Consider the following 23731-nt stretch of genomic DNA (forward strand, 5'->3'; position numbering starts at 1 on the left):
AAAAATATAGTGTTGTCTTTCCAAACCGCTACAGTATCGAACTTGCGCGCACGAATTGTTTCTCGTGTCGTCTTACATGTAGTTTAGGCCCGTTTCGGTTGTCCGATTTCGTCCGCCCCGGACCCGCCTATGAAAATACGCCCCTCTTCATCATCGACGTGATTGTCATAATAAATATGATTCATCGGCCCGCTCGTGCGGAAAGAATCGCGGACCGTGAAGGGCGATGGAAGTCACCGGTTGCTGCGGGCGGACCGAGATCAGGCCGAGAAAGACCGGCGGCGACTTTCCCCGGCCATGCCTTTGACACGTGCAGGCCGAGTTGACGTCGAATCTCGTCCCAGCGGCACCGGACCGGACGCCGGGCCCGTGGGGAGCGGGCGTCGTGCAGCGTCGTCCGGCCGGGCCGCCGGTGCCGCCTTGACCCGGACGCGCCCGGCTTCCATCCCATCGGCATGCATCCCACCCGCATGACCCGTCCGCGCGACCACCTCTGGCGGCCCTACACGCAGATGAAGAATGCCGCCCCGCCCCTGGAGGCGGTGCGGACCCACGGCACGCGCATCGTGCTCGCCGACGGGCGCGAGCTCGTGGACGGCATCGCCTCGTGGTGGACGGCGGCGCACGGCTACAACCATCCCCATATCCGCGCCGCCGTCGCCGCCCAGCTCGAGGCCATGCCGCACGTGATGTTCGGCGGCCTCACCCACGCTCCGGCCGAGGGCCTGGCCGCCCGCCTCGCCGCCCTCCTGCCGGGCGACCTCGACCACGTGTTCTTTTCGGACTCCGGCTCGGTGGCCGTCGAGGTCGCGTTGAAGATGGCCGTCCAGCTGTGGCTCAACCGGGGGGTCGCCGGGCGCACCCGCATCCTCGCCTTCCGCGGCGGCTACCACGGCGACACCCTGGGGGCGATGTCGGTCTGCGACCCGCAAGAGGGCATGCACCGGCGCTTCGGCGCCTACCTGCCGACCCAGGTCTTCTGCGACCTCCCGACGGATGCGGAACGGATCGCGGCCCTCGATTCCTGCCTCGCCCGACACCGCGAAACCCTGGCGGCGGTGATCGTCGAGCCCCTGGTCCAGGGGGCCGGCGGCATGCGGATGCATCCCCCCGCGGTGCTGGCCGCGGTGGCGCGCCTCGCTCAAGCCCACGGCCTGCCCCTCATCGCCGACGAGATCTTCACCGGGTTCGGCCGCACCGGCACCCTGTTCGCCTGCGAGCAGGCCGGCATCGTCCCCGACATCCTCTGCCTGTCGAAGGCGCTGACCGGGGGCACGATGGCGCTGGCCGCCACCGTGGCCACCGGCGCGGTGTTCTCGGAATTCCTCTCGGACGACCCCGCCGCCGCCCTCATGCACGGCCCGACCTTCATGGCCAATCCCCTGGCCTGCGCGGCGGCACAGGCCAGCCTCGACCTGTTCGAAACCGAACCCCGCCTCGCGCAAAGCCGGGCCATCGGCCGGCGCCTGGACGCCGGCCTCGCCCCCTTGCGCGGCCGGCCCGGCCTCGCCGACGTGCGGGTGCTCGGCGCCATCGGGGCGGTGCAATGGACCGACGTGCCGGACCTCGCCGAGGTCAAGCGGCGCCTCGTCGAACGCGGCGTCTGGGTCCGGCCGTTCGGCGACATCGTCTACCTCACGCCGGCCCTCACCATCGACGAACCGGACCTCGACCGGCTCATCGAGGCCGTCGTGACCGTGGTGTGCGACGTGACACGGACATGAGGGCTGCAACCTGCGGCGCGCTTTCTCGTTGGACCAGGGTCGGGAGCGGCGCAGGACCCCGTGGACCGTTACGGGTACGCCCGTGGACCGTTACGGGCCGCATCCCATGGAACGGGCGGGAGGGTGCATCGTGGTGGATGAGACGACGGGCTCGGACGACGATCGGCCGGTGATTCTCTTGGTCGAGGACGAGGCGCTGACCATCATGGATCTCGGCGACGTGCTCGAAGGGGGGGGCTACGACACGGTGCAATGCGCCTCCGCCGAGCGGGCCCTCGGCATCCTCCACGAGCGCCCCGATATCTGCGGCCTCATCACCGACGTCGAATTGTCGGGCAAGACCAATGGGTTCGACCTCGCCAACGCGGCCTCGGCCGCGCGCCCGCACCTGCCCATCGTCATCGTCTCAGGGCGGGCCGCACCCGATCCCGAGCGGATGCCGCCGGGCGCCCGCTTCATCGCCCGCCCGTGCACGGGCGAGGATATTCTCCATCAGATCAAGGGCTTGCTGCCCGTCTGAGACTCTCCGGCGAGGTGGTTCCGCCACCATGCCAAGGTGTCGTCGAGGCCCGTTTCCAGGGTGAACCGGGGGCGAAAGCCCACCTCTTCAGCAAGGCGCGCGACGGCGGCCTCGATCACCGCCGGCTCGGACGGCCCCAGCGCCCGGGCCCCGTATTCCAAGAGGTCCGGTCGCCCCGTCCGCTCGGCCAGCCCGTCGAGGAGTTCGCGCACCGACACGGCTCGTCCCGATGCGATATTGACGGCGCCCGCCACCGGACTGTCGAGGAGAGCGGCCAAAGCGCCTGCCGTATCAACGACATGCAGGAAATCACGGGCCTGGTGTCCCGGCGACGTCGGGAACGCGGCGCCGGTGAGGAGGGCGTGGGCGGCGTCGCTCACGAGGCGGCCCCGGCGCTCACCGGGTCCGTAGAGATAGAATAGCCGCCCCCAGGCGAAGGACAGACCGACGCTCTCGGCGTAGGCCGAAAGTATTCGGCGCGTTCCGTCCTTGGCTGCGCCGTAGAGGGTCGCTGGCCGGCAGGCACTGGTTGCCTCGTCGAAGCGCGGAGGACCCCAGGCATACTCGGCGCAGGTGCCCGATACGACGAGCCGCCTGCCTCCCGCCTCGTGAAAGCTTCGAGCGAGGTCGAGGCTGGCCGCGACCCAGTCGAGGTTGCGCGGCGAGGTCCAGTACCGGCCCGGCTCGGCGTCCCAGGCCAGGTGCAGGAGGTGGCTCGGCGCCACCTCGGCGATGAGCGCGCGGCGCTGGACTTCGTCGAGGAGGTCGGCGGCGTGGACGACGGCGCCGGACATCGGAGCCCGCGCAACGGCATGGACGATGAACCCGCGCGCCGCCAGGGCCGGGACGGCATGACGCCCGACGAAGCCGGAGGCGCCGGTGACGAGGACCCTCATGCGGTCCAGTCCGGGTAGGCGAGATCGCGCTCGGCGATCACCGTGACGGGCTCGGGCCAGGTCACATCGAGGGCCGGATCGTTCCAGCGCAGCCCCCGCGCACTGCCGGCGACGTAGGCGCGGTCGATCATGTAGAGCACCTCGGCGTCATCGCTCAGGGCCTGGAAGCCGTGGGCGAAGCCGGCCGGGATGTAGAGGGCGCAGCGGTTGGCCGCCGTCAGCTCGACGGCGAAGCTCTTGAGATAACTCGCGGAATCCGGCCGCAGATCGACGATCACGTCGTGGATGCCCCCCCCCGTGCAGCGCACGAGCTTGGTCTCGGCGTGCGGAGGAACCGAGAAATGCATCCCCCGCACGGTGCCGCGCCGCGTGTTGAACGACACGCTCGACTGGGCGAACGCCCCGACGAGGCCATGCGCCGCGAACTCGTCGGCGCAGGCGGTCCGGGCGAAGAAGCCGCGCGCGTCGGCCATGGGCTCGGGCCACACCCGGTAGGCGCCGGCGAGCGGCGTTTCCTCGAAGCGCATGGCGTCAGTTTATGTCGAGGCGCGGGATCGCCGTGACGAAGCGCCCGCCCCAGTCGCGGATGGCGGCCATCTCGCGGGCGATCTCGTCCTTGAGGTTCCAGGGCAGGATCAGGACGTAGTCCGGCCGCAGGGCGAGCAGGTCTTCCGGCGAGACCACGGGAATCCGGCTCCCGGGCAGGAGGGTGCCCTGCTTGTGCGGCGAGCGGTCGGCCACCGCCGCGACAAGTTCGGGGCCGATGCCGCAATAGTTGAGGAAGGTGTTGCCCTTGGCCGCCGCCCCGTAGGCGCAGACCCGGGCGCCCTTCAGGCGAAGATCCGCCAGGAAGGCGAGCGTCGCGCATTTGATGGCGACCACGTCCTCGGCGAAGGCCGCGTAGCCGTCCGCCGCGAACAGACCGCCGGCGCGCTCGGCCTCGCGGACGCGCTCCACCGCCGGACCGGTCGGATGCCCGGCCTCGGTATGGCAGAAGAACACCCTGAGGGAGCCGCCGTGGGTCGGCAGTTCCTCGACGTCGAACACCCGCAGGCCGTGGCTCTCCAGGATGCCCGACACCACACCGAGGGACAGATACGAAAAATGCTCGTGGTAGATGGTGTCGAACTGGCGCTCCTCGATCATCCGCAGGAGGTGCGGGAACTCGAAGGTGCCGGCGCCCTCGGCCTTGAGCAGGATGCGGAACCCCTCCACGAAGTCGTGGATGTCGGGCACGTGGGCGAGCACGTTGTTGGCCGCCGTGAGGTCGGCGGCGTGGCCCTCGGCCACGAGGCGGCGGGCGGTCTCGGCGCCAAAGAACGCGACCTCGGTCGGCACGCCGCGCGACACGGCGACCTTGGCGACATTGGCCGCCGGCTCGACGCCCAAGGCCGGGATGCCGCGCGCGACAGCGTATTGCAGGAGGTAGCCGTCGTTGCTCGCCACCTCCACGACCTTGCTGTCGGCCCCGAGGCCGAAGCGCGCCTGCATGCCTGCGACATAGGCCTCGGCATGCGCCAGCCAGCCGGCGGAAAAGCCTGAAAAGTAAGCGTAATCCGAAAAAATCGCCTCCGGCGTCTCGAAGGCTTCGAGCTGCACGAGGTAGCAGGTGTCGCAGACGAAGGCGTGGAGCGGGTGGAACATCTCGCCCATCCCGGCCCGGTCGGCCGGCACGTAGGCGTTGGCCAGCGGCGACAGGCCGAGATCGGCCACGGTGCGGGAGAGGGGCGCGCCGCAGGCGCGGCAGGCGGGTCGGGTCACGGTGCTCACGCTCCCAGGGTCTCGTAGGCGCCGATCTGCGCCAGGGTGAGGTCGAGGGCCGACGCCCCCTGCGCGTGCGCCCGGTGCCAAGCCGTGGTCCAGGCCAGCGCCGTGTCGAGGCGCAGGCGCCGGTCCCATCCGAGATACGCGCGCGCCTTCGAGGCATCGACCTTGAGGAAGGTCGCCTCGTGCGGGTGGGTCTTTTCGGAGAGATGCCAGGCGGCACCCTCGCCCCATTCCCGCGCCAAAGTCTCGACGATGGTCGAGACCGGCCGGCAATCCTCGTCGGCCGGGCCGAAATTCCAGGCCTCCGCCACCCCTGCCCCGCATTCCCCGCACAGGGCTTCGGCCAGCCGGAGGTAGCCGCTCAGGGGTTCGAGGACGTGCTGCCACGGCCGGGTGGCGTGGGGCGCCCGGATCTCGACGGAGCGGCCGCTTAAGAAGGCCTGGACGATGTCGGGGATGAGCCGGTCTTCGGACCAGTCGCCGCCGCCGATGACGTTGCCGGCCCGGGCGGTGGCCACGCGGCAATCGCGCTCGGCGAGGAACGAGGCGCGGTAGGCGCTGGTGACGAGTTCGGCGCAGGCCTTGGAGCTGCTGTAGGGGTCGTGGCCGCCCAGCGCCTCGGTCTCGCGGTAGCCGTAGGGCCATTCGCGGTTGGCGTAGGCCTTGTCGCTCGTCACCACCACCACGGCGCGCACCGACGGGGTAGCGCGCACGGCCTCCAGCACGTGGGCGGTGCCCATGACGTTGGTGGCGTAGGTGGCGAGCGGATCGCGGTAGGACGGGCGCACCAGGGCCTGGGCGGCCATGTGGATCACGATCTCGGGCCGCGTGGCCGAGAGGGCATCGCGCACGGTGTCGGCGGACCGGATGTCGCCGAGATGGGATTCCATGCGCCCGGAAAAGCCAGTGAGGTCGAACAGGTTCGGGGTGGTCTCGGGCGGCAGGGCGAGCCCGCTCATCCGGGCGCCGAGGCGCTCCAGCCACAGGCTCAGCCACGCGCCCTTGAAGCCCGTATGCCCGGTGACGAGCACCGGCCGCCCGGCCCAGAAGGCGGGGTCGGGGTTGCGGGCGCCCGCGTTCGGCGGCGTATGAATAGGACTCTGCAAGCCGTCGTGTCTCCGGATCGCGCCTCCCTACACCGGGATGGCGCCGGTGTCAGTTCGCACCTACCAGCACTTCCACGGCGCCTGCCCCCCGGCCCAGAGGGCTTCGAGGTGGTTCTTGTCGCGCAGGGTATCCATGGCCTGCCAGAAGCCCGTGTGGACGTAGGCCGAGAGCTCGCCGTCATGGGCGAGGCGCTCCAGGGGCTCGGCCTCCCACACGGTACCGTCACCGGCGATGTGATCGAGGACGCGCGGCGACAGCACGAAGAAGCCGCCGTTGATGGTCGCCCCGTCGCCCGCCGGCTTTTCGCGAAAGCTGCGCACGGCATCGCCGTCGAGTTCGAGGGCGCCGAAGCGGCCCGGCGGCGTCACCGCCGTGAGGGTGGCGAGACGCCCATGGGACTTGTGGAAGGCGGCGAGCGCGGTCAGATCGACGTCGGCGACGCCGTCGCCGTAGGTCATGAAGAAATCCTCGTCGCCGAGATAGTCGCGCACGCGCTTGAGGCGACCGCCCGTCATGGTGGTCTCGCCGGTCTCGATGAGGGAGACGCGCCAGTCCTCGGCGGCGCTGCGGTGGAAGTCGACGTGCCCGGCCCCGACATCGATGGTGACGTCCGACAGGTGCAGGCGGTAGTTCAGGAAGAACTCCTTGATGACGTAGCCCTTGTAGCCAAGGCAGATCACGAACTCGCGCACGCCGTGGGCAGCGAAGATCTGCATGATGTGCCACAGGATCGGGCGCCCGCCGATCTCCAACATGGGCTTGGGCCGGGTCACCGTCTCTTCCGACAGGCGCGTCCCGAGACCGCCCGCGAGGATCACTGCCTTCATGGTTTCCCCCGCCCGCCCTCGTGCGGCGGCCCACGATTAGTCGAGGGGGGCCGACCCGTCCAGGCAACCCGCCGGAGACGAAAACCCGGGCCGTGTCATATCGGCGTCACGACTCCCCTGGCAGATGCCGAGTCGGCGATGGACGTGCCTGGAGATTCCGGCGCGGACCCACCGTTTGCGCGCTATGATGCGAAGGGAACGCGGCGATGCGGGCGGTTGACGATCGATCCGGCCCCGAGGCGATCTTGGACCGCGCACCGTTCGCCGACGGACATTCCCTTTCCAATTCCCTCCCCTTGGGTGCCGAGCGGACCATGAGCAAGTCGGACAAGCGTATCCGCCCGCCGGGGTCCAGGAACGATTCCGAGAAGGATGCGCCGAGCTCCAAGCATGCGCCGGGATCGAAACATGTCCCCGGGTCGAAGAGCGTCGGCTGGGCCCTGGTCCAGGCGGCGCGTCTTCACCGCTCGCGGGTCGGCGACCGGCTCGCGGCCCTCGACCTGTTCGCGGGCCAGGAACAGGTGGTCCAGGCGCTGGCGGCTTCCGGCACCATGACCATGGGGGATCTGGCCGCCACCCTGCGGGTGCGCCCGCCGACGGCCTCGAAGACCATCTCGCGTCTCGCCGCCCTCGGCTTCGTCGAGCGACGGGCCGAGGCGGGCGACGGGCGCATCGTGCGCGTGCGTCTGACCGAGATGGGGCTCGCCAAGGCCGAGGCCATCGAGCGGATCGGCGAGGCGGTCGAGGCGGAGCTGCTCGCCGGGTTCGACGGCAAGGAGCGCCGCCGCCTGCGCAAGCTCCTGCGCAAGGCCGCCCGCAATCTCGCCGCGATCTCGGGCGCCCTGGGTCACGAGGTCGAGGGCGACGCCGAGATCGACGAGGACGAGGCGGACGCCGACGGGATCGTTCCCACGCTCTGACCCGGCCGTCCTAGAGCATCGCGTCCTGCGCCAGGCGATACGCGCGCCCGAGCTCGCGGTAGCCCTCGACGACGCGGGCCATCATCGTGCGCTTGCCCTCGTCGAGGGCTCCCAGAACCCGGGCGGGTCGCCCGCCCCAGAGGTGCCCCCCCTCCAGCAACTGGCCCGGATCGGTGGTGGCGCCCGCCGCCAGCAGCACGTCGTCCGCCACGACGGTGCCGGGGGCGACGACGCAGCCGATGCCGATGAGGCTGCGCGCACCGATACGGCAATCGGCGAGCCGCACGTTGTGGCCGATGGTGGTGTCGCGGCCGATGACGACGCCCTCGGCCCGGGTGCGGATCACCGTGTTGTCCTGGATGTTGGTGTCGGCGCCCACCACGATGGGACCGACCTCGGCGTGGAGATCGCAGGAGAACAGGACGGTCGAGCCGGCGCCGAGGCCGATGCGGCCGCGCAGGCGCGCCGTGCGGGCGACGAACACGCTCGCCTCCGCCTCGGCGGCGTCGGCTTCGGGCGGCTGGGGCAGATCGCCGGAGGCTTCGCGCAGGCGCTCGGCCCGCTCGGTGATCTCCGGCAGGGTGATGGGCCGCAGGGGTTTTGCCGGGCTGCCCGCATAGGCGAAGCCCGCCCCCAGGTGCGCACGGGGAAACACCGTGGCACCGGCCTCGATGAGCACGCCATCCTCCACCGTGGCCCCGTCGAGGATGATGACGTCGTCTTCGATCACCACGTCGGAGCCGACCGTGCAGGCATGCACCACGGCGTTGCGGCCGACCGTCACCCGGTCGCCCACGAGGGTCGCGTAGGAATTGGTGGCGATGTGGACCGTGGAGCGGTGCCCGAGCCAGAAGCGTTCGCCGATGGTCACCGCCTGCCCGTCGGCACGGATCACGCTGTCGTCGCCGAGCCACGCCTGAGCCCCGAGGGTGGCGGTGCCGATCACCGTGCTGCCGCGCCCGCACCAGACCGGGCGGGCGGAGAAGACGGGCAGAACGCCGTCATGGGGCAGGATCAGGTCGGGGGTCACGCGGGCGGTCTCCTTCGAGGCCCGGTGGCGCGGACCGGGACGAGGGGCATATAGGTCTTTCGGGACCGGGCGGACATGCTCGGCCACGAAGCGGCGTGTCGGGGCGCGGGGTCCGCGCCCAGCAATGTCCTGTCGCCGCGCCGTGCTCAAGAGCCATCGAGCGTCCCCGTACCAGCGAGCCGCCATGACCGCACCGCGCCCCGACGTCAGCATCCAGGCCGCCCCCTTCGACGCGGCGCACGAGATCGCGGCCCTGACCCGCGACCTCCAGGGCCGGGCCGGCGCCATCGTGACCTTCACCGGCCTGTGCCGCGACGAGGACGGGCGTCTCACCGGGCTCGAGCTCGAACACTACCCCGGCATGGCCGAGGCCGAGATCGGCCGAGTGGTGGAGACCGCACGCGGCCGCTGGCCGCTCCAGGGGGTGCGGGTGATCCATCGCCACGGCCTCGTGGCCCCGGGCGACGGCATCGTCCTCGTGATCACGGCCGCAGGCCACCGGATCGCGGCCTTCGAGGCGGCGAGCTTCCTCATGGACTACCTCAAGACGCAGGCGCCGTTCTGGAAGCGGGAGCACCTCGTCGGGGGCGCCGTCGGGGGCTGGGTCGAGGCGACGCAAGCCGACGATGCCGCCGCCGCGCGTTGGAGCTAGGACGTCCACAGGCAAGCCATCGCCTGCCCTTGTGCCGACCGGCACCGCATGTGCCGGGTCGGCACCCGATCCCAGGAGTTCACCCGATTTCCATGCCCGACCTCCGGCCCGATTCCCATGCGGCCCCGCCAGCGGCCGGCCCACAGCCGCGGGGCTGGTCCCATGCCGTCTCGGGCATCGCCATCGTGGCCTTCACCGCATTCCTAGCCTTGGCCTGGAGCGCGGTCTCGACACTGATGCTCATCTTCGCCGGCATCCTGCTCGGGGTGTTCCTCGACGGGTTGACCCAGCTCCTCGGCAAGGTGCTGCCCGCCGGGCGCGGCCTGCGGCTCAGCCTCGTCAGCCTCGTGCTCGCCGGCCTCAGCCTGTCGATGGTCGCCTTCGGCGGCGCGACGATCATGCAGCAGGGCCGCGACCTCGGGCAGACGGTGGCGTCCCAGGCCGGCACCGTGCGCGACCGGCTCAAGGAGTACGGCATCGACGTGCCGGGCCTCTCCGCACCGAAGAAGGCGCCGGACGGACAGGCCGCGCCGGACGGCGACAAGGACAAAGGCAAGGACAGGGACGGGTCCGACGCCAAGGGGCAGAAACCGGGGGGCCTCGCCGGCCTCGCCTCGGGCGCCATGGAGAGCCCGGGCTCCCTCCTGTCGGATGCCGGCAGCGTCCTCGGTCCGGCGGCCAGTGTGGTGATCGCCCTGTTCGGGGCGCTCGGCAACGTCCTCGTCATCGTGTTCCTCGGCCTGTCCTGCGCGGCCGATCCCGGAGCCTACCGCGACGGCCTCGTGCGCTTCGTGCCGCCGCGCCACCGCGAGCGGGCGACAGCTCTCCTCGACGGCATGGGCGAGACCCTGCGGCACTGGCTGTTCGGCCAGCTCATCACCATGGCGGTGATCTTCCTGTGCACCTGGGCGGGCCTGAGCTTCCTCGGGATCGGCGGGGCGCTGATCCTCGGCCTCCAGGCCGGTCTCCTCGCCTTCATCCCGACCATCGGTCCCCTCATCGCGGGCGTGGTCATCATCCTGGCGGCCCTGGCCTCGGGCCTCACGGCGGTGCTCGGCGCCCTGGGCGTCTACCTCGCCGTGCAGACCCTGGAGAGCTACGGCCTGACGCCGTACATCCAGAAGCGGGCCCTCGATATTCCACCCGCCACCATCTTCGCAGGGCAGCTCGTGCTGGGCGTCCTGTTCGGCCTGTGGGGCATCGCGCTGGCCCTCCCCCTGATGGCGGTGATCAAGGTGCTGCTGGCGCAGCTCTACATCGAGGACACCCTGAAGGAGGACGCCGAGGCCTGAGGGGCACCGTCCTCAGGCGGGCTCGTCCTCGGCGTCGGACAGGGGGTGGAGGTCGCGCACCATCCCCTTCAGGCGCTCGTCGAGGATGTGGGTGTAGATCTGCGTCGTGGCGATGTCGGCGTGGCCCAGCAGCTCCTGCACGATGCGCAGGTCCGCGCCGTTCTGCAGGAGGTGGCTGGCGAAGGCGTGGCGCAGGACGTGGGGGCTGACCCGGTCCGGGCGCAGGCCGGCGGCGGCAGCCACATCCTTGAGGTCGCGGGCGAAGGATTGCCGGGTGAGGTGTCCGCTCGCGCTGTCGGCGGGAAACAGCCACGGCCCATCGGGACCCGAGCGGGCGAGGTGGTCGCGCATGGCGGCGCGGGCCATCTCGGTCAGCGGCACCAGCCGTTCACGACCGCCCTTGCCCTTGACCACGAGGTAGCGCTCCCGCGTCGATCCCGCCGCCCGCGGCAGGGCGATGAGCTCGGAGACGCGCAGTCCCGTGGCGTAGAGCAGCTCGATGAGGCACAGCATCCGCCGGCTTCGCCCCATGCCGTCCGCCTCGGCCTGCGCCCGGGCGGCGGTCAGAAGGGCATCGACCTCGGCGACCGACAGCACCTTGGGCAGCGTCCGGCCCTTGCGCGGCGCGGCCACGGGCGCGCTCGGGTCCCCCTCGGCGAAGCCTTCCGCGTAGAGGAATCGGTAGAAGCCGCGGATGCAGGAGAGGCGCCGGGCGGCGGAGGCCGCCGAGAGGCCGCGGGTCTCGAGATCCGCCATGTAGGCCCGCACCGGCCCGGCCTCGATCCGCACGGGGTCGCGACCGTCGCGGGCCAGGGCGGCGAGATAATCGGACAGGTCGCGGCGATAGGCGCTGAGGGTGTTGGCCGCCGCCCCGCGCTCGGCGGCGAGCATGTCGAGGTAGCCCTGGATCAGCGCCTCGCCCGATGGGTCCTCCGCCGTCGGCGCCGCGCTCACCGGCCGGGCGGCTGGAGCTTGGAGGCGGGGATCGTCACGCTCATCTCGCGCGGTGTCGGCACCACCAGGGTCGCCAGGGCGAACAGGCCCGCGAAGGCGAGCCCGCCCAGGATGACGAGGGTGGCGAGGAAACGGAACAGGGTCGGCACTCGGACGAACCTCGATCGCGGGGCGCAAGGGGGAAATGCGGCGCCGATGGCGCAAGGGCAAGTCATCGGTTGCACCATGCAGGGCGCGCCGTGGCAATGACTTCGCGGCCACAGGTTGCGGCGCAATAGGCGCGTCGGTGCGCCGGGACGCGTGCGGACGGACCATCGGGTTTTCCTGCGTGCCCCCGCGGGCACCGCTTCGCCCGATCCTCAAAACGCGCTAAGACCCGCGCAACGATGCGAAGAAGCTGATGACCGAAGCCGAGCCTCAGGGTCCCCCGCCCCCGGGCGACCCCATCGAACTGCGCCTGCGCCGCGCCCTGGGCGACCGTTCCATCGTGCTCGTCGGCCTCATGGGGGCCGGCAAGAGCACGGTCGGCCGGCGCCTGGCCTCGCGCCTCGGCCTGATGTTCCGGGATGCCGACCTCGAGATCGAGACGGCGGCCAAGCTGACGATCCCGGACATCTTCGCGATCTACGGCGAGCCGAGCTTTCGCGATGGCGAGGAGCGGGTGATCGCCCGCCTCATGCGCGAAGGCCCCCTCGTCCTCGCCACGGGCGGGGGCGCCTTCATGCGCGCCACGACCCGGGAGCGGATCGCCGAGCGCGGCGTCTCCGTCTGGCTCAAGGCCGAACTCGACGTGCTCATGCGCCGGGTCCGCAAGCGCGGCGGCCGCCCCCTCCTCCAGACCGAGGACCCCGAGGAGACCCTGCGCGGATTGATGGAGTTGCGCCATCCGGTCTACGCCACGGCCGACGTGGTGGTGGTTTCCCGCGATGTGGCCCACGACCGCGTGGTGCAGGACGTGATGGAGGCCCTCGACGCCCATCTCAACGGCTCCCTCCACGAAGGAATCGCAGCCCAGTGACCGACCGTCTGACGGTGGGCGTGCCCCTCAACCAGGGTCGCGCCTACGATATCCTCATCGGCCGTGGCCTGCTGGACGAGGCCGGGGCGCGGATTGCGGCCCTCGGCGCGCGAGCCGCAATCATCGTCACCGACACCAACGTCGCCGCCCTCTACGCCGAACGCCTGAGCGCGAGCCTGGAAGCGGCGGGCCTGCGCTCCGGCCGCGTCACCGTGGCGCCGGGCGAGGCCTCGAAGAGTTACGCGACCTACGCGGAGGTCTGCGACGGCCTGCTCGCCCACAGGGTGGAGCGCGGCGACATCGTCGTGGCGCTGGGCGGCGGTGTCGTCGGCGATCTCGCGGGGTTTGCCGCCGCCACCCTCCGGCGCGGCGTGCGCTTCGTCCAGGCGCCGACCTCGCTGCTGGCTCAGGTCGACTCCTCCGTCGGCGGCAAGACCGGCATCAATTCGCCGCTGGGCAAGAACCTCATCGGCGCCTTCCACCAGCCGCGCCTGGTGCTGGCCGACACCGGCACCCTCGATACCCTGTCCGAGCGCGAGATGCGCGCCGGCTACGCGGAAGTGGCGAAGTATGGCCTCATCGGCGACGCGACGTTCTTCGACTGGTGCGAGGCGCATTGGGCCGGCATCTTCTCCGGCGGCCCGGAACGCGACGAGGCCGTGGCGATCTGCTGCCGGTCCAAGGCCGGCGTGGTGGTGCGCGACGAGCGCGAGGACGGCGAGCGCGCCCTGCTCAACCTCGGCCACACCTTCGGCCATGCCCTGGAGCGCCTGACGGCCTACGACTCCGCCCGCCTCGTCCATGGGGAGGGCGTCGCCATCGGCCTCGCCCTCGCCTTCCGGTTCTCGGCCCGCCTCGGCCTGTGTCCGGGCCAGGATGCGGGCCGCGTCGCCAACCACCTGGCGCTCGCCGGCCTGCCCACCACCCTGGGGGCGGTGCCGGGCGGCTGCGGCGACGCCGACGCCCTCCTCGACGCCATGGCGCAGGACAAGAAGGTCCGCGACGGGGCGCTGACCTTCATCCTCGCACGCGGGATCGGCCGGAGCTTCATCGCGCCCGGCATCGACGCGGCCGAGGTGCGGGCCTTCCTTGACCACGAACTGCGCGCCGGCTGAGCCTGTGGCCATCGATCCGACGACCATCCTCGATTCATCCGGACGGACCGCGCCGGGAGCAACCGAGGTCGAGGACCTTCGGGCTCGCCTGCGCGCACTCGAGGCCGAGGTCGCGCGGATGCGCGAGACCGAAGCGGCGCGGATGCGTGAGGCTCTCCTCGGCCATCGCGCGGAGGACCTGCGCCTCCTCACCGACGCCCTGCCCGCCCTCGTCGCTCAGATCGGTCGCGACTACCGCTACCGGTTCAACAACCGGCACTACGAGACGTGGTTCGGGCGCCGCCCGGAGGGCCTCGTCGGTGCCCATGTCCGGGACGTGATCGGCGCGGCGGCCTTCGACGAGCGCCGTCCGTTCATGGACCGGGCGCTTGCCGGCGAGCACGTCCGCGTCGAGGGCTTCCTGCCCGACGGCAGCGGCCGGCGCCGGCCCTGCACCATCGCGTACATCCCCCGCCGGAACGAGGCCGATGCGGTGGACGGTTTCATCGTCACCGTGGTCGATCTCGGCGAGGGCCGCGCCGCCGAGAGCCGGCGCCTGGCCCTGGCCGACCTCGGCGATCGCCTGCGTGACCTCGACGATACGGCGCAGATGGCGTTCGTGGCCGCCGAGATCCTGGGCCGGACCATCGGAGTCAGCCGGGCCGGCTACGGCACCATCGACCCCGCCACGGAAACCATCACCATTGAGCGCGACTGGAACGCACCCGGCATCACGAGTCTCGCCGGCACCCTGCGGTTTCGCGACTACGGCTCGTATATCGAGGACCTGAAGCGCGGTGAGACCGTGGTCTGCGTCGATGCCGAGACCGACCCGCGCACGGCCGCCACGGCCCCTGCCCTCAAGGCGATCTCGGCCCAGTCCTTCGTCAACATGCCGCTCACCGAGCACGGCGGCTTCGTCGCCCTGCTCTACCTCAACCATGCCACCGCACGCGCCTGGCCGGCGGAGGAACTCGCCTTCGTCCGCCTCGTCGCCGAGCGCGTCCGGGCCGCCACGGAACGGGTACGGTCCGAGGCCGCGCGCCGGGCGAGCGAAGCCCAGTTCCGCGCCTTCGCCCAAGCGGTCCCCAACCACGTCTGGGCGGCCTCGGCGGACGGCCGCCTCGATTGGTTCAACGCGCAGGTCTACGCCTATAGCGGAGCCGGGCCGAACGACCTCGACGGCGCCGCCTGGGGCACCATCGTCCATCCCGACGACCGCGGCGGGGTCGTGGAGACCTGGGGGGCGGCCCTCGCCGAAGGCACGCCCTACGAGACCAGCTTCCGCATCCGGCGCGCGGACGGCGCCTATCGCTGGTTCCTCGTACGGGCCGAGCCGATCCGGGCGGCCGACGGCGTCATCGTACGCTGGGTCGGCACCAACACCGACATCGACGACCAGCGCGCCGCGGCGGCCGAACTCACGCGCCTCAACGCCCTCCTGGCCGAGCAGGTCGAGCACCGCACGCGCGAGCGCGACCGCATCTGGGATACCACCACTGACCTCATGGGCACGGCCGGCCTCGACGGCTACCTCAAGAGCGTGAATCCGGCCTGGAGCCGAACGCTCGGCTGGTCCGAGAGCGAACTCCTGGCGCAGCCCTTCACGGTGCTCATCGATCCGGCCGACCATGCCGAGACCGGGGACGTGGTCCGGCGCCTCGCGCGGGGCGAGGCGGTGACAGGCTTCGTCGACCGGATCGCCTGCAAGGATGGGCGTCAGCGCGTGGTGATGTGGACGGCCGCCCCCGGCGGCGATGTCTTCTACATCGTCGGCCGCGACATCACGGAGCAGCGCCAGACCGAGGAAGCCCTGCGCCAGGCCCAGAAGATGGAGGCCGTCGGCCAGCTCACCGGTGGCCTCGCCCACGACTTCAACAACCTGCTGACCGGAATCTCCGGCAGCCTCGAACTGCTCCAGACTCGGATGAGCCAGGGCCGGCTGACGGACCTCGACCGGTACATCAACGCGGCGCAGGGAGCCTCGAAACGCGCCGCCGCCCTGACCCACCGCCTGCTCGCCTTCTCCCGCCGCCAGACCCTCGACCCGAAGCCGACGAACATCAACGGCCTCATCGCCGGTATGGAAGAGCTGATCCGCCGCACCGTCGGTCCGGCCATCACCATCGAGGTGGTCGGCACCGCCGGCCTGTGGACCGCGCTCATCGATCCCAACCAGCTCGAGAACGCGCTGCTCAACCTCTGCATCAACGCCCGGGACGCCATGCCGACGGGCGGGCGCATCACCATCGAGACCGCCAACAAGTGGATGGACACGCGCGCCGCCAAGGAGCGTGACCTCGAGCCCGGCCAGTATCTGTCGCTCTGCGTCACCGATACCGGAACGGGCATGCCGCCCGAGGTGGCGGCCCGCGCCTTCGACCCGTTCTTCACCACCAAGCCCATGGGCGAGGGTACGGGGCTCGGCCTGTCGATGATCTACGGCTTCGTGCGCCAGTCGGGTGGGCAGGTGCGGATCTACTCGGAGGTCGGCGACGGGACGACCCTGTGCCTCTACCTCCCGCGCCATTACGGGGCGGCCGAGACCGCCGAGCTTCCGGCGGACCTCGCCGACGCGCCCCGGGCCGAGCAGGGCCAGACCGTGCTCATCGTCGACGACGAACCCACCGTGCGGATGCTGGTCACCGAGGTGCTGGAGGATCTCGGCTACACCGCCATCGAGGCGGCGGACGGGGCGGCGGGTCTCAAGGTCCTGCAATCGGACGTGCGCCTCGACCTCCTCGTCACCGATGTCGGCCTGCCCGGCGGCATGAACGGCCGCCAGATGGCCGATGCCGGCCGCGCCGTCCGGCCCGGCCTGAAGGTGCTGTTCATCACCGGCTACGCCGAGAACGCCGTGCTCGGCAACGGCACCCTGTCGCCGGACATGCAGGTGCTGACGAAGCCCTTCGTGATGGAAGCGCTGGCGGTGCGGATTCGGGATCTGATCGCCGGCGGGTAGGCGCGGCCCATTCCCGTCGAGCCGAGGGCCAAGCCTGATCGTGGGAGCCTGATCGTGGAAGCCTCGTTGTGGGAGCGTCACGGAACGCCTGCCTGCGCGGGAATGCGGCTCCGGAGCAAGGCCCCGCATGGCCGAAGCCATGCCGGGAAGATGGGGCCTGGAAGGCGGAATTCCGCACCATCGACACCATCACCGAAGGGGGTATCGTTTCCGCCTGTGACGGCGGGCGGATACGCCCGCCCTTCGATCCCGCAGCCACGGCGCTTCCGCCCAGGCCGTACATGCCACAACCGCCCGGGTACCGATGGTGACGAACGCTCCGCGCCTCCTCGATCTCGGCGAAGCCGCGCTCGTCGTCGAGTTCGGGCAGGCCGTCGATCCCGCCGTGCACGACCGAGTCCTCGCCCTCGACGCGGCCCTGGGCGCCGCCTCGGTGACCGGTCTGCTGGAGCGCGTGCCGACCTACCGCTCGCTGACGATCCACTACGATCCCCTGGTCCTCGACCGGGCGCAGCTCTGCCGGACCGTCACGGACCTCCTGGCCCGGGCCGTCCCGTGGCCGCGGGCCGGGCGGCTCTGGACGGTGCCATGTTGCTACGATCCGGCGCTTGCCGAGGATATCGCCGTCGTCGCCACGTGGGCCGGTCTCTCGGCGGCTCAGGTCGCCGCGCGCCATGCCGAGGCCTATTACCGCGTCTACATGTACGGCTTCGCGCCGGGCTTCGCCTATCTCGGTGGGCTCACCGCCGATCTCGGCATCGCGCGGCGCGAGAGCCCGCGCCCGCCGCATCCCGCCAACGCCATCCTGATCGGCGGCGGCCTTGCGGCCGTGGCGACCGTCCCGATGCCGACGGGCTGGTACGTGATCGGCCGGACCCCCGAGCGGCTCTACTCCGAGGCCCGCCACCGGACCTTCCTCGTCGAGCCCGGGGACACCCTGCGGTTCGAGCCCATCGACGCCGCGACCTTCGCCGGGCTCGAGCGGCGGGCCGCCGGCGGCGAGACGATCGCCCGGTCGGAGGACTGACGGAGATGGACGCGACGCTCAGCATCCTGTCGGCCGGCGGCGGCATCACGCTCCAGGATGCGGGGCGCCACGGCTACATGCGCTACGGCATCACGCCGGCGGGGCCCATGGACCCCCTCGCCCATGCCGGCGCCAACCGGGCCCTGGACAATCCGCCCGACGCCACCGCCATCGAGATCTCCCTCGGCGGCGTGTCCCTGACCGTCACGGGCGCCGCCGTCGACGTCAGTCTGGTCGGGGGCGGCTTTCGCATCGATCACGCGGGCCGGACCCTGCCCTGCGCGACGGCCCTGACCCTGGAGCCGGAGACGCGCCTGACGATCCGGGCCGGGTCAATGGGCGCGTGGTGCTATCTCGGCGTGGCGGGCGCGATGGATGTGGCGCCGACCCTCGGCTCGACGGCGACCCACACCCGGTCCGGGCTCGGCGGCCTCGACGGCCGGGCGCTCCGGGCCGGCGATACCGTGCCGATCGCACGGCCCCGCGCCGCGATCGGCGAGCCGTCGATCCTCGTCGCGCCCTGGCTCGATCGGCCGCCGGGCGCGATCCGGGTCGTCCTCGGTCCCCAGGACGATCATTTCGACCCGGCGGCCGTCGCGGCCTTCCTCGCGGGTCCCTGGCGCATCGGCGCACGGGGCGACCGCATGGCCTGCTTCCTGGAGGGCGCCCCGATCCGGGCGCGGGACCACAACATCGTCTCCGACGGGATCGCCATGGGGGCGATCCAGGTGCCGGGCACGGGCCAGCCCATCGTCCTGATGGCCGATCGGCAGCCGACGGGCGGATACCCGAAGATCGCCACCGTGATCGGCGCCGATCTCGGGCGCCTCGCCCAGACGCGGACCGGGGACAGCGTGCGCTTCACCGCCGTCTCCGTTTCGGAGGCCGTGCAGGCACGGCGCCTGGAGCGGCAGGCCCTCGCCGGGCCCCTCGTGCGCCAGCCCCTCGTGCGGACCGACTTCACCTCCGAGTTCCTGCTGGCCCGAAACCTCATCGACGGCGTGGTGGGGTAGGCCCATCGGAACGGCGGCACCGGGCCGACCGCAACGCGGCGTTACGACAGCGCCGAAAAGGTCACGCCGACCCGCAGGCCGGGATCGTTGTCCGTGAGGGTCAGGACGGCCGTGTGCAGCTCCGCCACGGCCGCCACCAGCGGCAGGCCCAGGCCGTGTCCCTTTGCGCCGCGGCTCTTCTCGACGCGGTAGAAGCGCCGCAGCACCTTGTCCCGCTCCGCCGCGTCGATTCCCGGCCCATCGTCGGCCACGGCCGCGACCGCCCGCCTGCCGGCGCGCGTCAGGTCGAGGGCGATCGTCGTCCCCACCGGCGTATGGTGCAGGGCGTTCTCGACGAGATTGGCGAAGAGCTGGACCAGCAATTCGCGGTCGCCGTCGATGCGGATATCCGGCTCGATGGCGCAACGCAGCCGTCGCCCGCCATCCTCGATGGCGGGCGCATAGGCCTCCCCGACGGTGCGCAGGACGTCCGACAGGTCGATCGAGCGGAAGCCGGCCCGCCGCGCGCCGGCCTCGATCTGCGCGATGCGCAGCAAGGCCGTGAAGATCTCGAGGATTTCGTCGATCTCCCCCACCGCCCGCTCGATGGACGCGCCGTACTCGGTGACCGTCGCGGCCGTTCGGCCGGAGGCGAGCAGGCCGTGCCGCAGGCGGGTGAGCGGCGTGCGCAGGTCGTGCGCGACGTCGTTGGTGACCTGCCGGAGCGTCTCCAGCAGGCCGGCGATCCAGTCGAGCATCCGGTTCAGCGTCAGCGATAGGCGATCGAAATCGTCGCCCGATCCCGACAGGGCGATGCGGCTCCCGAGATCGCCCGCGATGATCGCCTCCGCCGTGCGCGTCACCGCATCGACCCGCGCGAGCAGGCGGCCCGAGACGACGAGGCCGAGGCCGAGGCCGAGCGCGACCGACGCCGCCAGGGCGAGGGCGAAGGCGCGTTTGAGAATCGCGCTCACCTCCGTGATGCCCTGGAGGTTGTCGGAGACGACGAGGATCGTCCCGTCGCCGAGCCTGTGGGTCGCCGCGATCATCGGCTGGGCGAGCCTCCGGCCACCGATCTCGGAGACCGGCCGCGCGGCGGTGTCGGCCCGACCCGCGAGGGCGGCGAGATCCGGATTGCCGATTCCGACACGGCCATCGGTCTCGACGATCGCGTGGCTCATGCGGCCGCCTCCGCGCGCTAACCGCCCGTTGAGCGCCACGTCCAGGTCGACGCGCCCGCCATGGACGAACTCGTCCACCAGCGCGCCGATCTCGTTGTCGATCCGCTGCTGCGCCTGCTGCCGGAGCGCGGAGGTCAGCTGGATCTCGACCAGGACTCCGAGCACCGCCACCGACGACACGAACGCGGCCGTGTAGAGCAGCGCGAAGCGGAAGCCGACGCTGTGGACGAGCTTATGCCAGGTCACGTTTATGCCAAGTCACGCTGGTCGGTCACGCAGGATGTATCCGGAGCCGCGCACGGTCTCGATCAGCCCTCGGTCGAAGGTCCGATCCACCTTGGCGCGCAGGCGGCTCATGTGGGTTTCGACGATGTTCGTCCTCGGGTCGAAGTGGAAATCCCAGACGTTCTCGAGGAGCTGGCGGCGGGTCACCAGGGACCCTACGTTGCGCATCAGAAATTCGAGGAGCCGGAACTCCCGCGGCTGCAGATCGATGGTGCGGCCGGCGCGGCGCACGGCGCGCGCCATCAGGTCCATCTCGAGATCGGCGGCACGCAGCACCGTCACCACGGTGGCGATGGGCGGACGGCGCGCCAGGGCGTGGACCCGGGCGAGCAGTTCGGCGAAGGCGAAGGGTTTGACGAGGTAGTCGTCGGCCCCCGCCTCGAGGCCTTCCACGCGATCGTCGATGCCCGACATCGTGGTCAGGAACAGCAGCGGCGTCGCAATCCGCGCCGCGCGCAACCGCCGCGTCAATTCGAGACCGTCGAGCCCCGGCAGCATGCGATCGACGATGGCGACGGCGTGGCCGCCCGCGAGGGCGCGCTTCAGGCCGGATGGTCCGTCAGCGGCGCGTTCGACGGTGTGCCCGGCTTCCGTCAGCTCGAACTCCACGAACGTGGCGGTCACCACATCGTCCTCGATCAGCAGGATCCTCACGATGACCTCGCCAACGCGGTTTCCACACCCCCACCGAAAGAGCCTGCGTGTCTGTTGTCCGGCTGCAACACAATGACAGACTCGAAGCTCAAAGTTCAGTTCCAGCGTCATATCCCAGGAACGAGACATGAGCTTAAGAGTTGCATGAAGCAAAATCGATGAAATATCAAACAATCCAGATTCTCATTCAAACAATAATAGTTCTAAACTGGAAATATTGGCAATCCGTAATTTGACCCTCCCCTGAAGGACGACGCCTAAGCGATGCCGGGACGACAAGCTGCGCGGCACGTCGCGGCGCTGTCCCCAAGCATCATAGGGCGTTGGGGGTTTTATCCGTGGCAACGAAAATCGGGCGCGTTCTGGCGCAGTCATTCCTGGCGACGACGGTGCTTGGCTCCGGGGTCGGGTTCGGTTCGCTCGGCGCGCGCGCGCAGGCACTGACGCCGGCCCGCGGCACGCCCGTGCAGCCCCTGGAAGCCGGGGCCGTGACCCTCGACCAGCTCAGCGTCGAGGGCCAGGGCGGCACCAGCGTCGGCTACCTGACGAAGCGCACCCGCAGCGCGACGAAGACCGACACGCCCCTGATCGACACGCCGCAATCGGTGACCGTCGTGACCCAGGCGCAGATCCGCGACCAGGGCTTCCAGTCCATCGAGGAGGCGGTACGCTACGTGCCGGGCATCATCCCGCATCAGGGCGAGGGCAACCGCGACGACCTCGTCATCCGCGGCCAGCGCTCGAACGCGGACTTCTACGTCAACGGCGTGCGCGACGACGTCCAGTATTTTCGCGATCTCTACAACACCCAGCGCATCGAGGTGCTGAAAGGTCCCAACGCCCTCGTCTTCGGGCGCGGCGGCGGCGGCGGCGTCATCAACCGGGTGCTGAAGGAGGCCGACGGCATCCCGATCCGCGAGGTGCTGGTCCAGGGCGGCCAGTACTTCAACAAGCGCGTCGCCGTCGATGTCGGCGATCGGGTCAGCGACAGCGTGTTCTTCCGCATGAACGGCGTGTTCGAGGATACCGAGACCTACCGCGACTTCGTCGATATCCGCCGCTACGGCTTCAATCCGACGATGACGTTCCTGCTCGGACCGGCAACCACCCTGAAGCTGTCGTACGAGTACTTTCACGATGAGCGCACCACCGATCGTGGCATCCCCTCCCAGTTCGGCCGGCCGTACAATTACCGCAACAACATCGGGACGTATTTCGGCAATCCGGGCCTGAGCTACGCCAAGGTCAATGCCAACATCGCCACTGCGACCCTCGATCACCTGTTCGAGTCCGGCGTTGCCCTGCACAGCACCCTGCGGTTCGCCGATTATCAGAAGTTCTATCAGAACGTCTATCCGGGCGGCGCGGTCAACGCGGCCGGGACATCGGTCAACATCACCGCGTACAACAACGAAACACCGCGGACGAACTACTTTTCTCAGAACGACTTCACCTACAAGTTCGATACCGGCTTCCTCAAGCACACGCTTCTCGCCGGGTTCGAGCTCGGATACCAGGAGGGCCGCGCCTTCCGGGAGGAGGGCTTCTTCTCCAACGGAACCTCGACACTCGCCGTCAACCCGCTCTTCCCGACGACGCGCGCGCCGGTCAGCTTCCGCAACACCACCGGCGCCAACACCCGCTACAACCTCGGGCTCGCGGCCGTCTACGCGCAGGATCAGATCGAGATCGGACCGCACCTGCAAATCATCGGTGGCCTGCGCTACGACCACTTCGACTTCACGGCGAACAACCTGAACGCGGTCGCCCCCACCCCCGTCCGGACCAATCGCATCGACGATCTGCTCTCGCCGCGTGCCGGCGTCGTCGTGAAACCGATGGACAACCTCGCCTTCTACGGCAGCTACAGTCTCTCGTACCTGCCGTCCTCGGGCGACCAGTTCAGCTCCCTGGCGCCGGGTCTGGCGATCGCGCAGCCGGAGCGGTTCGAGAACGCGGAGATCGGCATCAAGTACGACGTCTCGCCGGCGCTGCAGCTCACGGGCGCCCTGTACAACCTCGATCGCTTCAATCAGCGCATCGCCGATCCGAACCGAGCCGGCTTTTTCCTCACGACGGGTCAGACGAACACGCAAGGCGCCGAGATCGGTGCCAATGGGTATGTCACGGATTGGTGGCAGGTTGCGGGCGGCTACGCCTTCACGGACGCTCGCATCGTGAGCAATGTTTCGACCACGATCGTCAAGGGCAACACCGTCGGCCTCGTGCCCTTCAACGCCTTCACCCTGTGGAACAAGTTCGACGTGACGCCGGAATTCTCGTTCGGTGTCGGCTACATCCAGACCGGTCACACCTTCGCCTCCTCGGACGACACGGTGCGGCTGCCGGGCATCACCCGGTTCGATCTCGGCCTGTTCTACCGGGTCAACGAGTTCTGGCGGGCACAGGTCAACATCGAGAACCTCTTCGACCGCCGCTACATCGCCACGGCCGACGGCAACAACAACATCTCGCCCGGTGCGCCGCGCCTCGTCCGCTTCCAGGTCATCGCACGGTTCTGAGGGCGAGCGCAGTCCTTGGCGGTCCGGCACGCGATCCCGTCGCGTGCCGGATCATGCTCCGTCGCGGGGAAGGCGTACGCGTGGCGGCCCCCCTTTCGAGACGGGGCGCCGATGCGGGAGCCTTCACGGATCATTTTTCCGGCTCACTGTATTCGAAGCGACTCCGAGCGATCGGTTCGCGACGGTGAATCTCGACGCCCCTCGCAGACCGAACCGACATGACATCATCGTGATCCCGGCCTGCACGGACTCGCCCGTCCCGCGGCTCCCGCCATGCCTCGGGAATCGCTCGATATTCTCATGACAG

General features: G+C 70.3%; 21 protein-coding genes. 11 read left to right on the top strand and 10 right to left on the bottom strand.

Going from position 1 to position 23731, the window contains the following annotated elements; all coding sequences use genetic code 11:
• The first annotated feature begins 470 nt into the window (after positions 1 to 470).
• Both MKK49_RS09160 and MKK49_RS09165 read left to right on the top strand, forming a co-directional pair.
• Positions 471 to 1724 (top strand): adenosylmethionine--8-amino-7-oxononanoate transaminase, encoded by a 1254-nt coding sequence (locus MKK49_RS09160; protein WP_244027863.1) that lies wholly within the window; start codon positions 471 to 473, stop codon positions 1722 to 1724.
• Between the two features lie 106 nt (positions 1725 to 1830).
• A complete protein-coding gene (locus tag MKK49_RS09165) occupies positions 1831 to 2244 on the top strand; it encodes a response regulator (protein WP_244027865.1) in 414 nt (137 codons plus the stop codon).
• Here MKK49_RS09165 and MKK49_RS09170 read toward each other — a convergent pair.
• From MKK49_RS09170 to rfbF, 5 genes are read right to left on the bottom strand one after another with little or no spacing between them, the layout of a single operon-like run.
• A complete protein-coding gene (locus tag MKK49_RS09170; RefSeq protein WP_244027867.1) occupies positions 2217 to 3140 on the bottom strand; it encodes an NAD-dependent epimerase/dehydratase family protein in 924 nt (307 codons plus the stop codon). The genes MKK49_RS09165 and MKK49_RS09170 overlap by 28 nt on opposite strands.
• Positions 3137 to 3667 carry a dTDP-4-dehydrorhamnose 3,5-epimerase family protein gene (locus MKK49_RS09175; protein WP_244027869.1) on the bottom strand — a complete coding sequence of 177 codons (531 nt, stop codon included), beginning with the start codon at positions 3665 to 3667 and terminating at the stop codon, positions 3137 to 3139. The genes MKK49_RS09170 and MKK49_RS09175 overlap by 4 nt, the downstream gene beginning before the upstream one ends.
• A 4-nt stretch (positions 3668 to 3671) precedes the next feature.
• The gene (locus MKK49_RS09180; protein ID WP_244027934.1) at positions 3672 to 4901 is read right to left on the bottom strand and encodes a class I SAM-dependent methyltransferase; all 1230 of its coding nucleotides are present in this window, start codon (positions 4899 to 4901) and stop codon (positions 3672 to 3674) included.
• A gap of 5 nt (positions 4902 to 4906) precedes the next feature.
• On the bottom strand, positions 4907 to 6013 hold the full coding sequence (gene rfbG / locus MKK49_RS09185) for a CDP-glucose 4,6-dehydratase (RefSeq protein ID WP_244027871.1): 1107 nt from the start codon (positions 6011 to 6013) through the stop codon (positions 4907 to 4909).
• Positions 6014 to 6073: 60 nt separating this feature from the next.
• Positions 6074 to 6841: a glucose-1-phosphate cytidylyltransferase gene (gene rfbF, locus MKK49_RS09190; RefSeq protein ID WP_244027873.1), complete on the bottom strand. Its 768-nt coding sequence runs from the start codon at positions 6839 to 6841 to the stop codon at positions 6074 to 6076.
• 314 nt (positions 6842 to 7155) lie between these two features.
• Between rfbF and MKK49_RS09195 the strand changes: the two genes are divergently transcribed.
• Positions 7156 to 7761: a MarR family winged helix-turn-helix transcriptional regulator gene (locus MKK49_RS09195; RefSeq protein WP_244027874.1), complete on the top strand. Its 606-nt coding sequence runs from the start codon at positions 7156 to 7158 to the stop codon at positions 7759 to 7761.
• A gap of 10 nt (positions 7762 to 7771) precedes the next feature.
• Here MKK49_RS09195 and MKK49_RS09200 read toward each other — a convergent pair whose 3' ends face one another.
• Complete coding sequence (locus MKK49_RS09200) at positions 7772 to 8791, bottom strand: gamma carbonic anhydrase family protein (protein ID WP_244027875.1); 1020 nt, start codon at positions 8789 to 8791, stop codon at positions 7772 to 7774.
• Between the two features lie 184 nt (positions 8792 to 8975).
• Between MKK49_RS09200 and MKK49_RS09205 the strand changes: the two genes are divergently transcribed.
• Both MKK49_RS09205 and MKK49_RS09210 read left to right on the top strand, forming a co-directional pair.
• Entirely contained in the window at positions 8976 to 9443 is a 468-nt protein-coding gene (locus tag MKK49_RS09205) for a molybdenum cofactor biosynthesis protein MoaE (RefSeq protein ID WP_244027876.1), read from the top strand.
• A gap of 92 nt (positions 9444 to 9535) precedes the next feature.
• Positions 9536 to 10735 (top strand): AI-2E family transporter, encoded by a 1200-nt coding sequence (locus MKK49_RS09210; protein WP_244027877.1) that lies wholly within the window; start codon positions 9536 to 9538, stop codon positions 10733 to 10735.
• A 12-nt stretch (positions 10736 to 10747) separates the two neighbouring features.
• On the opposite strand, the gene MKK49_RS09215 is transcribed toward MKK49_RS09210, so the two are convergent.
• Both MKK49_RS09215 and MKK49_RS09220 read right to left on the bottom strand, forming a co-directional pair.
• On the bottom strand, positions 10748 to 11626 hold the full coding sequence (locus tag MKK49_RS09215; protein ID WP_244027935.1) for a site-specific tyrosine recombinase XerD: 879 nt from the start codon (positions 11624 to 11626) through the stop codon (positions 10748 to 10750).
• A gap of 59 nt (positions 11627 to 11685) precedes the next feature.
• Complete coding sequence (locus MKK49_RS09220) at positions 11686 to 11838, bottom strand: histidine kinase (protein ID WP_244027879.1); 153 nt, start codon at positions 11836 to 11838, stop codon at positions 11686 to 11688.
• A 251-nt stretch (positions 11839 to 12089) separates the two neighbouring features.
• Between MKK49_RS09220 and MKK49_RS09225 the strand changes: the two genes are divergently transcribed.
• From MKK49_RS09225 to MKK49_RS09245, 5 genes are all read left to right on the top strand, one after another.
• Complete coding sequence (locus tag MKK49_RS09225; RefSeq protein ID WP_244027881.1) at positions 12090 to 12707, top strand: shikimate kinase; 618 nt, start codon at positions 12090 to 12092, stop codon at positions 12705 to 12707.
• Entirely contained in the window at positions 12704 to 13822 is a 1119-nt protein-coding gene (gene aroB, locus MKK49_RS09230) for a 3-dehydroquinate synthase (RefSeq protein ID WP_244027882.1), read from the top strand. Before MKK49_RS09225 ends, aroB begins: the two co-directional genes overlap by 4 nt.
• Entirely contained in the window at positions 13797 to 16763 is a 2967-nt protein-coding gene (locus tag MKK49_RS09235) for a PAS domain S-box protein (RefSeq protein WP_244027883.1), read from the top strand. The genes aroB and MKK49_RS09235 overlap by 26 nt, the downstream gene beginning before the upstream one ends.
• 304 nt (positions 16764 to 17067) lie before the next feature.
• Entirely contained in the window at positions 17068 to 17790 is a 723-nt protein-coding gene (locus MKK49_RS09240; RefSeq protein ID WP_244027884.1) for a 5-oxoprolinase subunit B family protein, read from the top strand.
• 5 nt (positions 17791 to 17795) lie between these two features.
• Positions 17796 to 18803, top strand: coding sequence for a biotin-dependent carboxyltransferase family protein (locus MKK49_RS09245; protein ID WP_244027885.1), 1008 nt, complete (start codon positions 17796 to 17798; stop codon positions 18801 to 18803).
• 41 nt (positions 18804 to 18844) lie between these two features.
• Here MKK49_RS09245 and MKK49_RS24635 read toward each other — a convergent pair whose 3' ends face one another.
• Positions 18845 to 20209, bottom strand: a complete 1365-nt coding sequence (locus MKK49_RS24635) for a sensor histidine kinase (RefSeq protein WP_244027886.1) — start codon at positions 20207 to 20209, stop codon at positions 18845 to 18847.
• Positions 20210 to 20221: 12 nt separating this feature from the next.
• On the bottom strand, positions 20222 to 20902 hold the full coding sequence (locus MKK49_RS09255; RefSeq protein ID WP_244027888.1) for a response regulator transcription factor: 681 nt from the start codon (positions 20900 to 20902) through the stop codon (positions 20222 to 20224).
• Between the two features lie 488 nt (positions 20903 to 21390).
• Between MKK49_RS09255 and MKK49_RS09260 the strand changes: the two genes are divergently transcribed.
• Positions 21391 to 23424: a TonB-dependent receptor gene (locus MKK49_RS09260; RefSeq protein ID WP_244027936.1), complete on the top strand. Its 2034-nt coding sequence runs from the start codon at positions 21391 to 21393 to the stop codon at positions 23422 to 23424.
• The last annotated feature ends 307 nt before the right edge of the window (positions 23425 to 23731 follow it).

The organism is Methylobacterium sp. J-090, assembly GCF_022829345.1.
Lineage (GTDB): Bacteria > Pseudomonadota > Alphaproteobacteria > Rhizobiales > Beijerinckiaceae > Methylobacterium.

Excerpts from the sequence above, each read along its gene's own strand:
- MKK49_RS09245 (WP_244027885.1), top strand. The coding sequence starts at position 17,796 with ATGGACGCGACGCTCAGCATCCTGTCGGCCGGCGGCGGCATCACGCTC.
- MKK49_RS09205 (WP_244027876.1), top strand. The coding sequence starts at position 8,976 with ATGACCGCACCGCGCCCCGACGTCAGCATCCAGGCCGCCCCCTTCGAC.
- MKK49_RS09240 (WP_244027884.1), top strand. The coding sequence starts at position 17,068 with ATGGTGACGAACGCTCCGCGCCTCCTCGATCTCGGCGAAGCCGCGCTC.
- rfbF (WP_244027873.1), bottom strand. The coding sequence starts at position 6,841 with ATGAAGGCAGTGATCCTCGCGGGCGGTCTCGGGACGCGCCTGTCGGAA.
- MKK49_RS09170 (WP_244027867.1), bottom strand. The coding sequence starts at position 3,140 with ATGAGGGTCCTCGTCACCGGCGCCTCCGGCTTCGTCGGGCGTCATGCC.
- MKK49_RS09195 (WP_244027874.1), top strand. The coding sequence starts at position 7,156 with ATGAGCAAGTCGGACAAGCGTATCCGCCCGCCGGGGTCCAGGAACGAT.
- MKK49_RS09215 (WP_244027935.1), bottom strand. The coding sequence starts at position 11,626 with ATGCTCGCCGCCGAGCGCGGGGCGGCGGCCAACACCCTCAGCGCCTAT.
- MKK49_RS09225 (WP_244027881.1), top strand. The coding sequence starts at position 12,090 with ATGACCGAAGCCGAGCCTCAGGGTCCCCCGCCCCCGGGCGACCCCATC.
- MKK49_RS09210 (WP_244027877.1), top strand. The coding sequence starts at position 9,536 with ATGCCCGACCTCCGGCCCGATTCCCATGCGGCCCCGCCAGCGGCCGGC.
- MKK49_RS09160 (WP_244027863.1), top strand. The coding sequence starts at position 471 with ATGACCCGTCCGCGCGACCACCTCTGGCGGCCCTACACGCAGATGAAG.
- MKK49_RS09175 (WP_244027869.1), bottom strand. The coding sequence starts at position 3,667 with ATGCGCTTCGAGGAAACGCCGCTCGCCGGCGCCTACCGGGTGTGGCCC.
- MKK49_RS09165 (WP_244027865.1), top strand. The coding sequence starts at position 1,831 with ATGGAACGGGCGGGAGGGTGCATCGTGGTGGATGAGACGACGGGCTCG.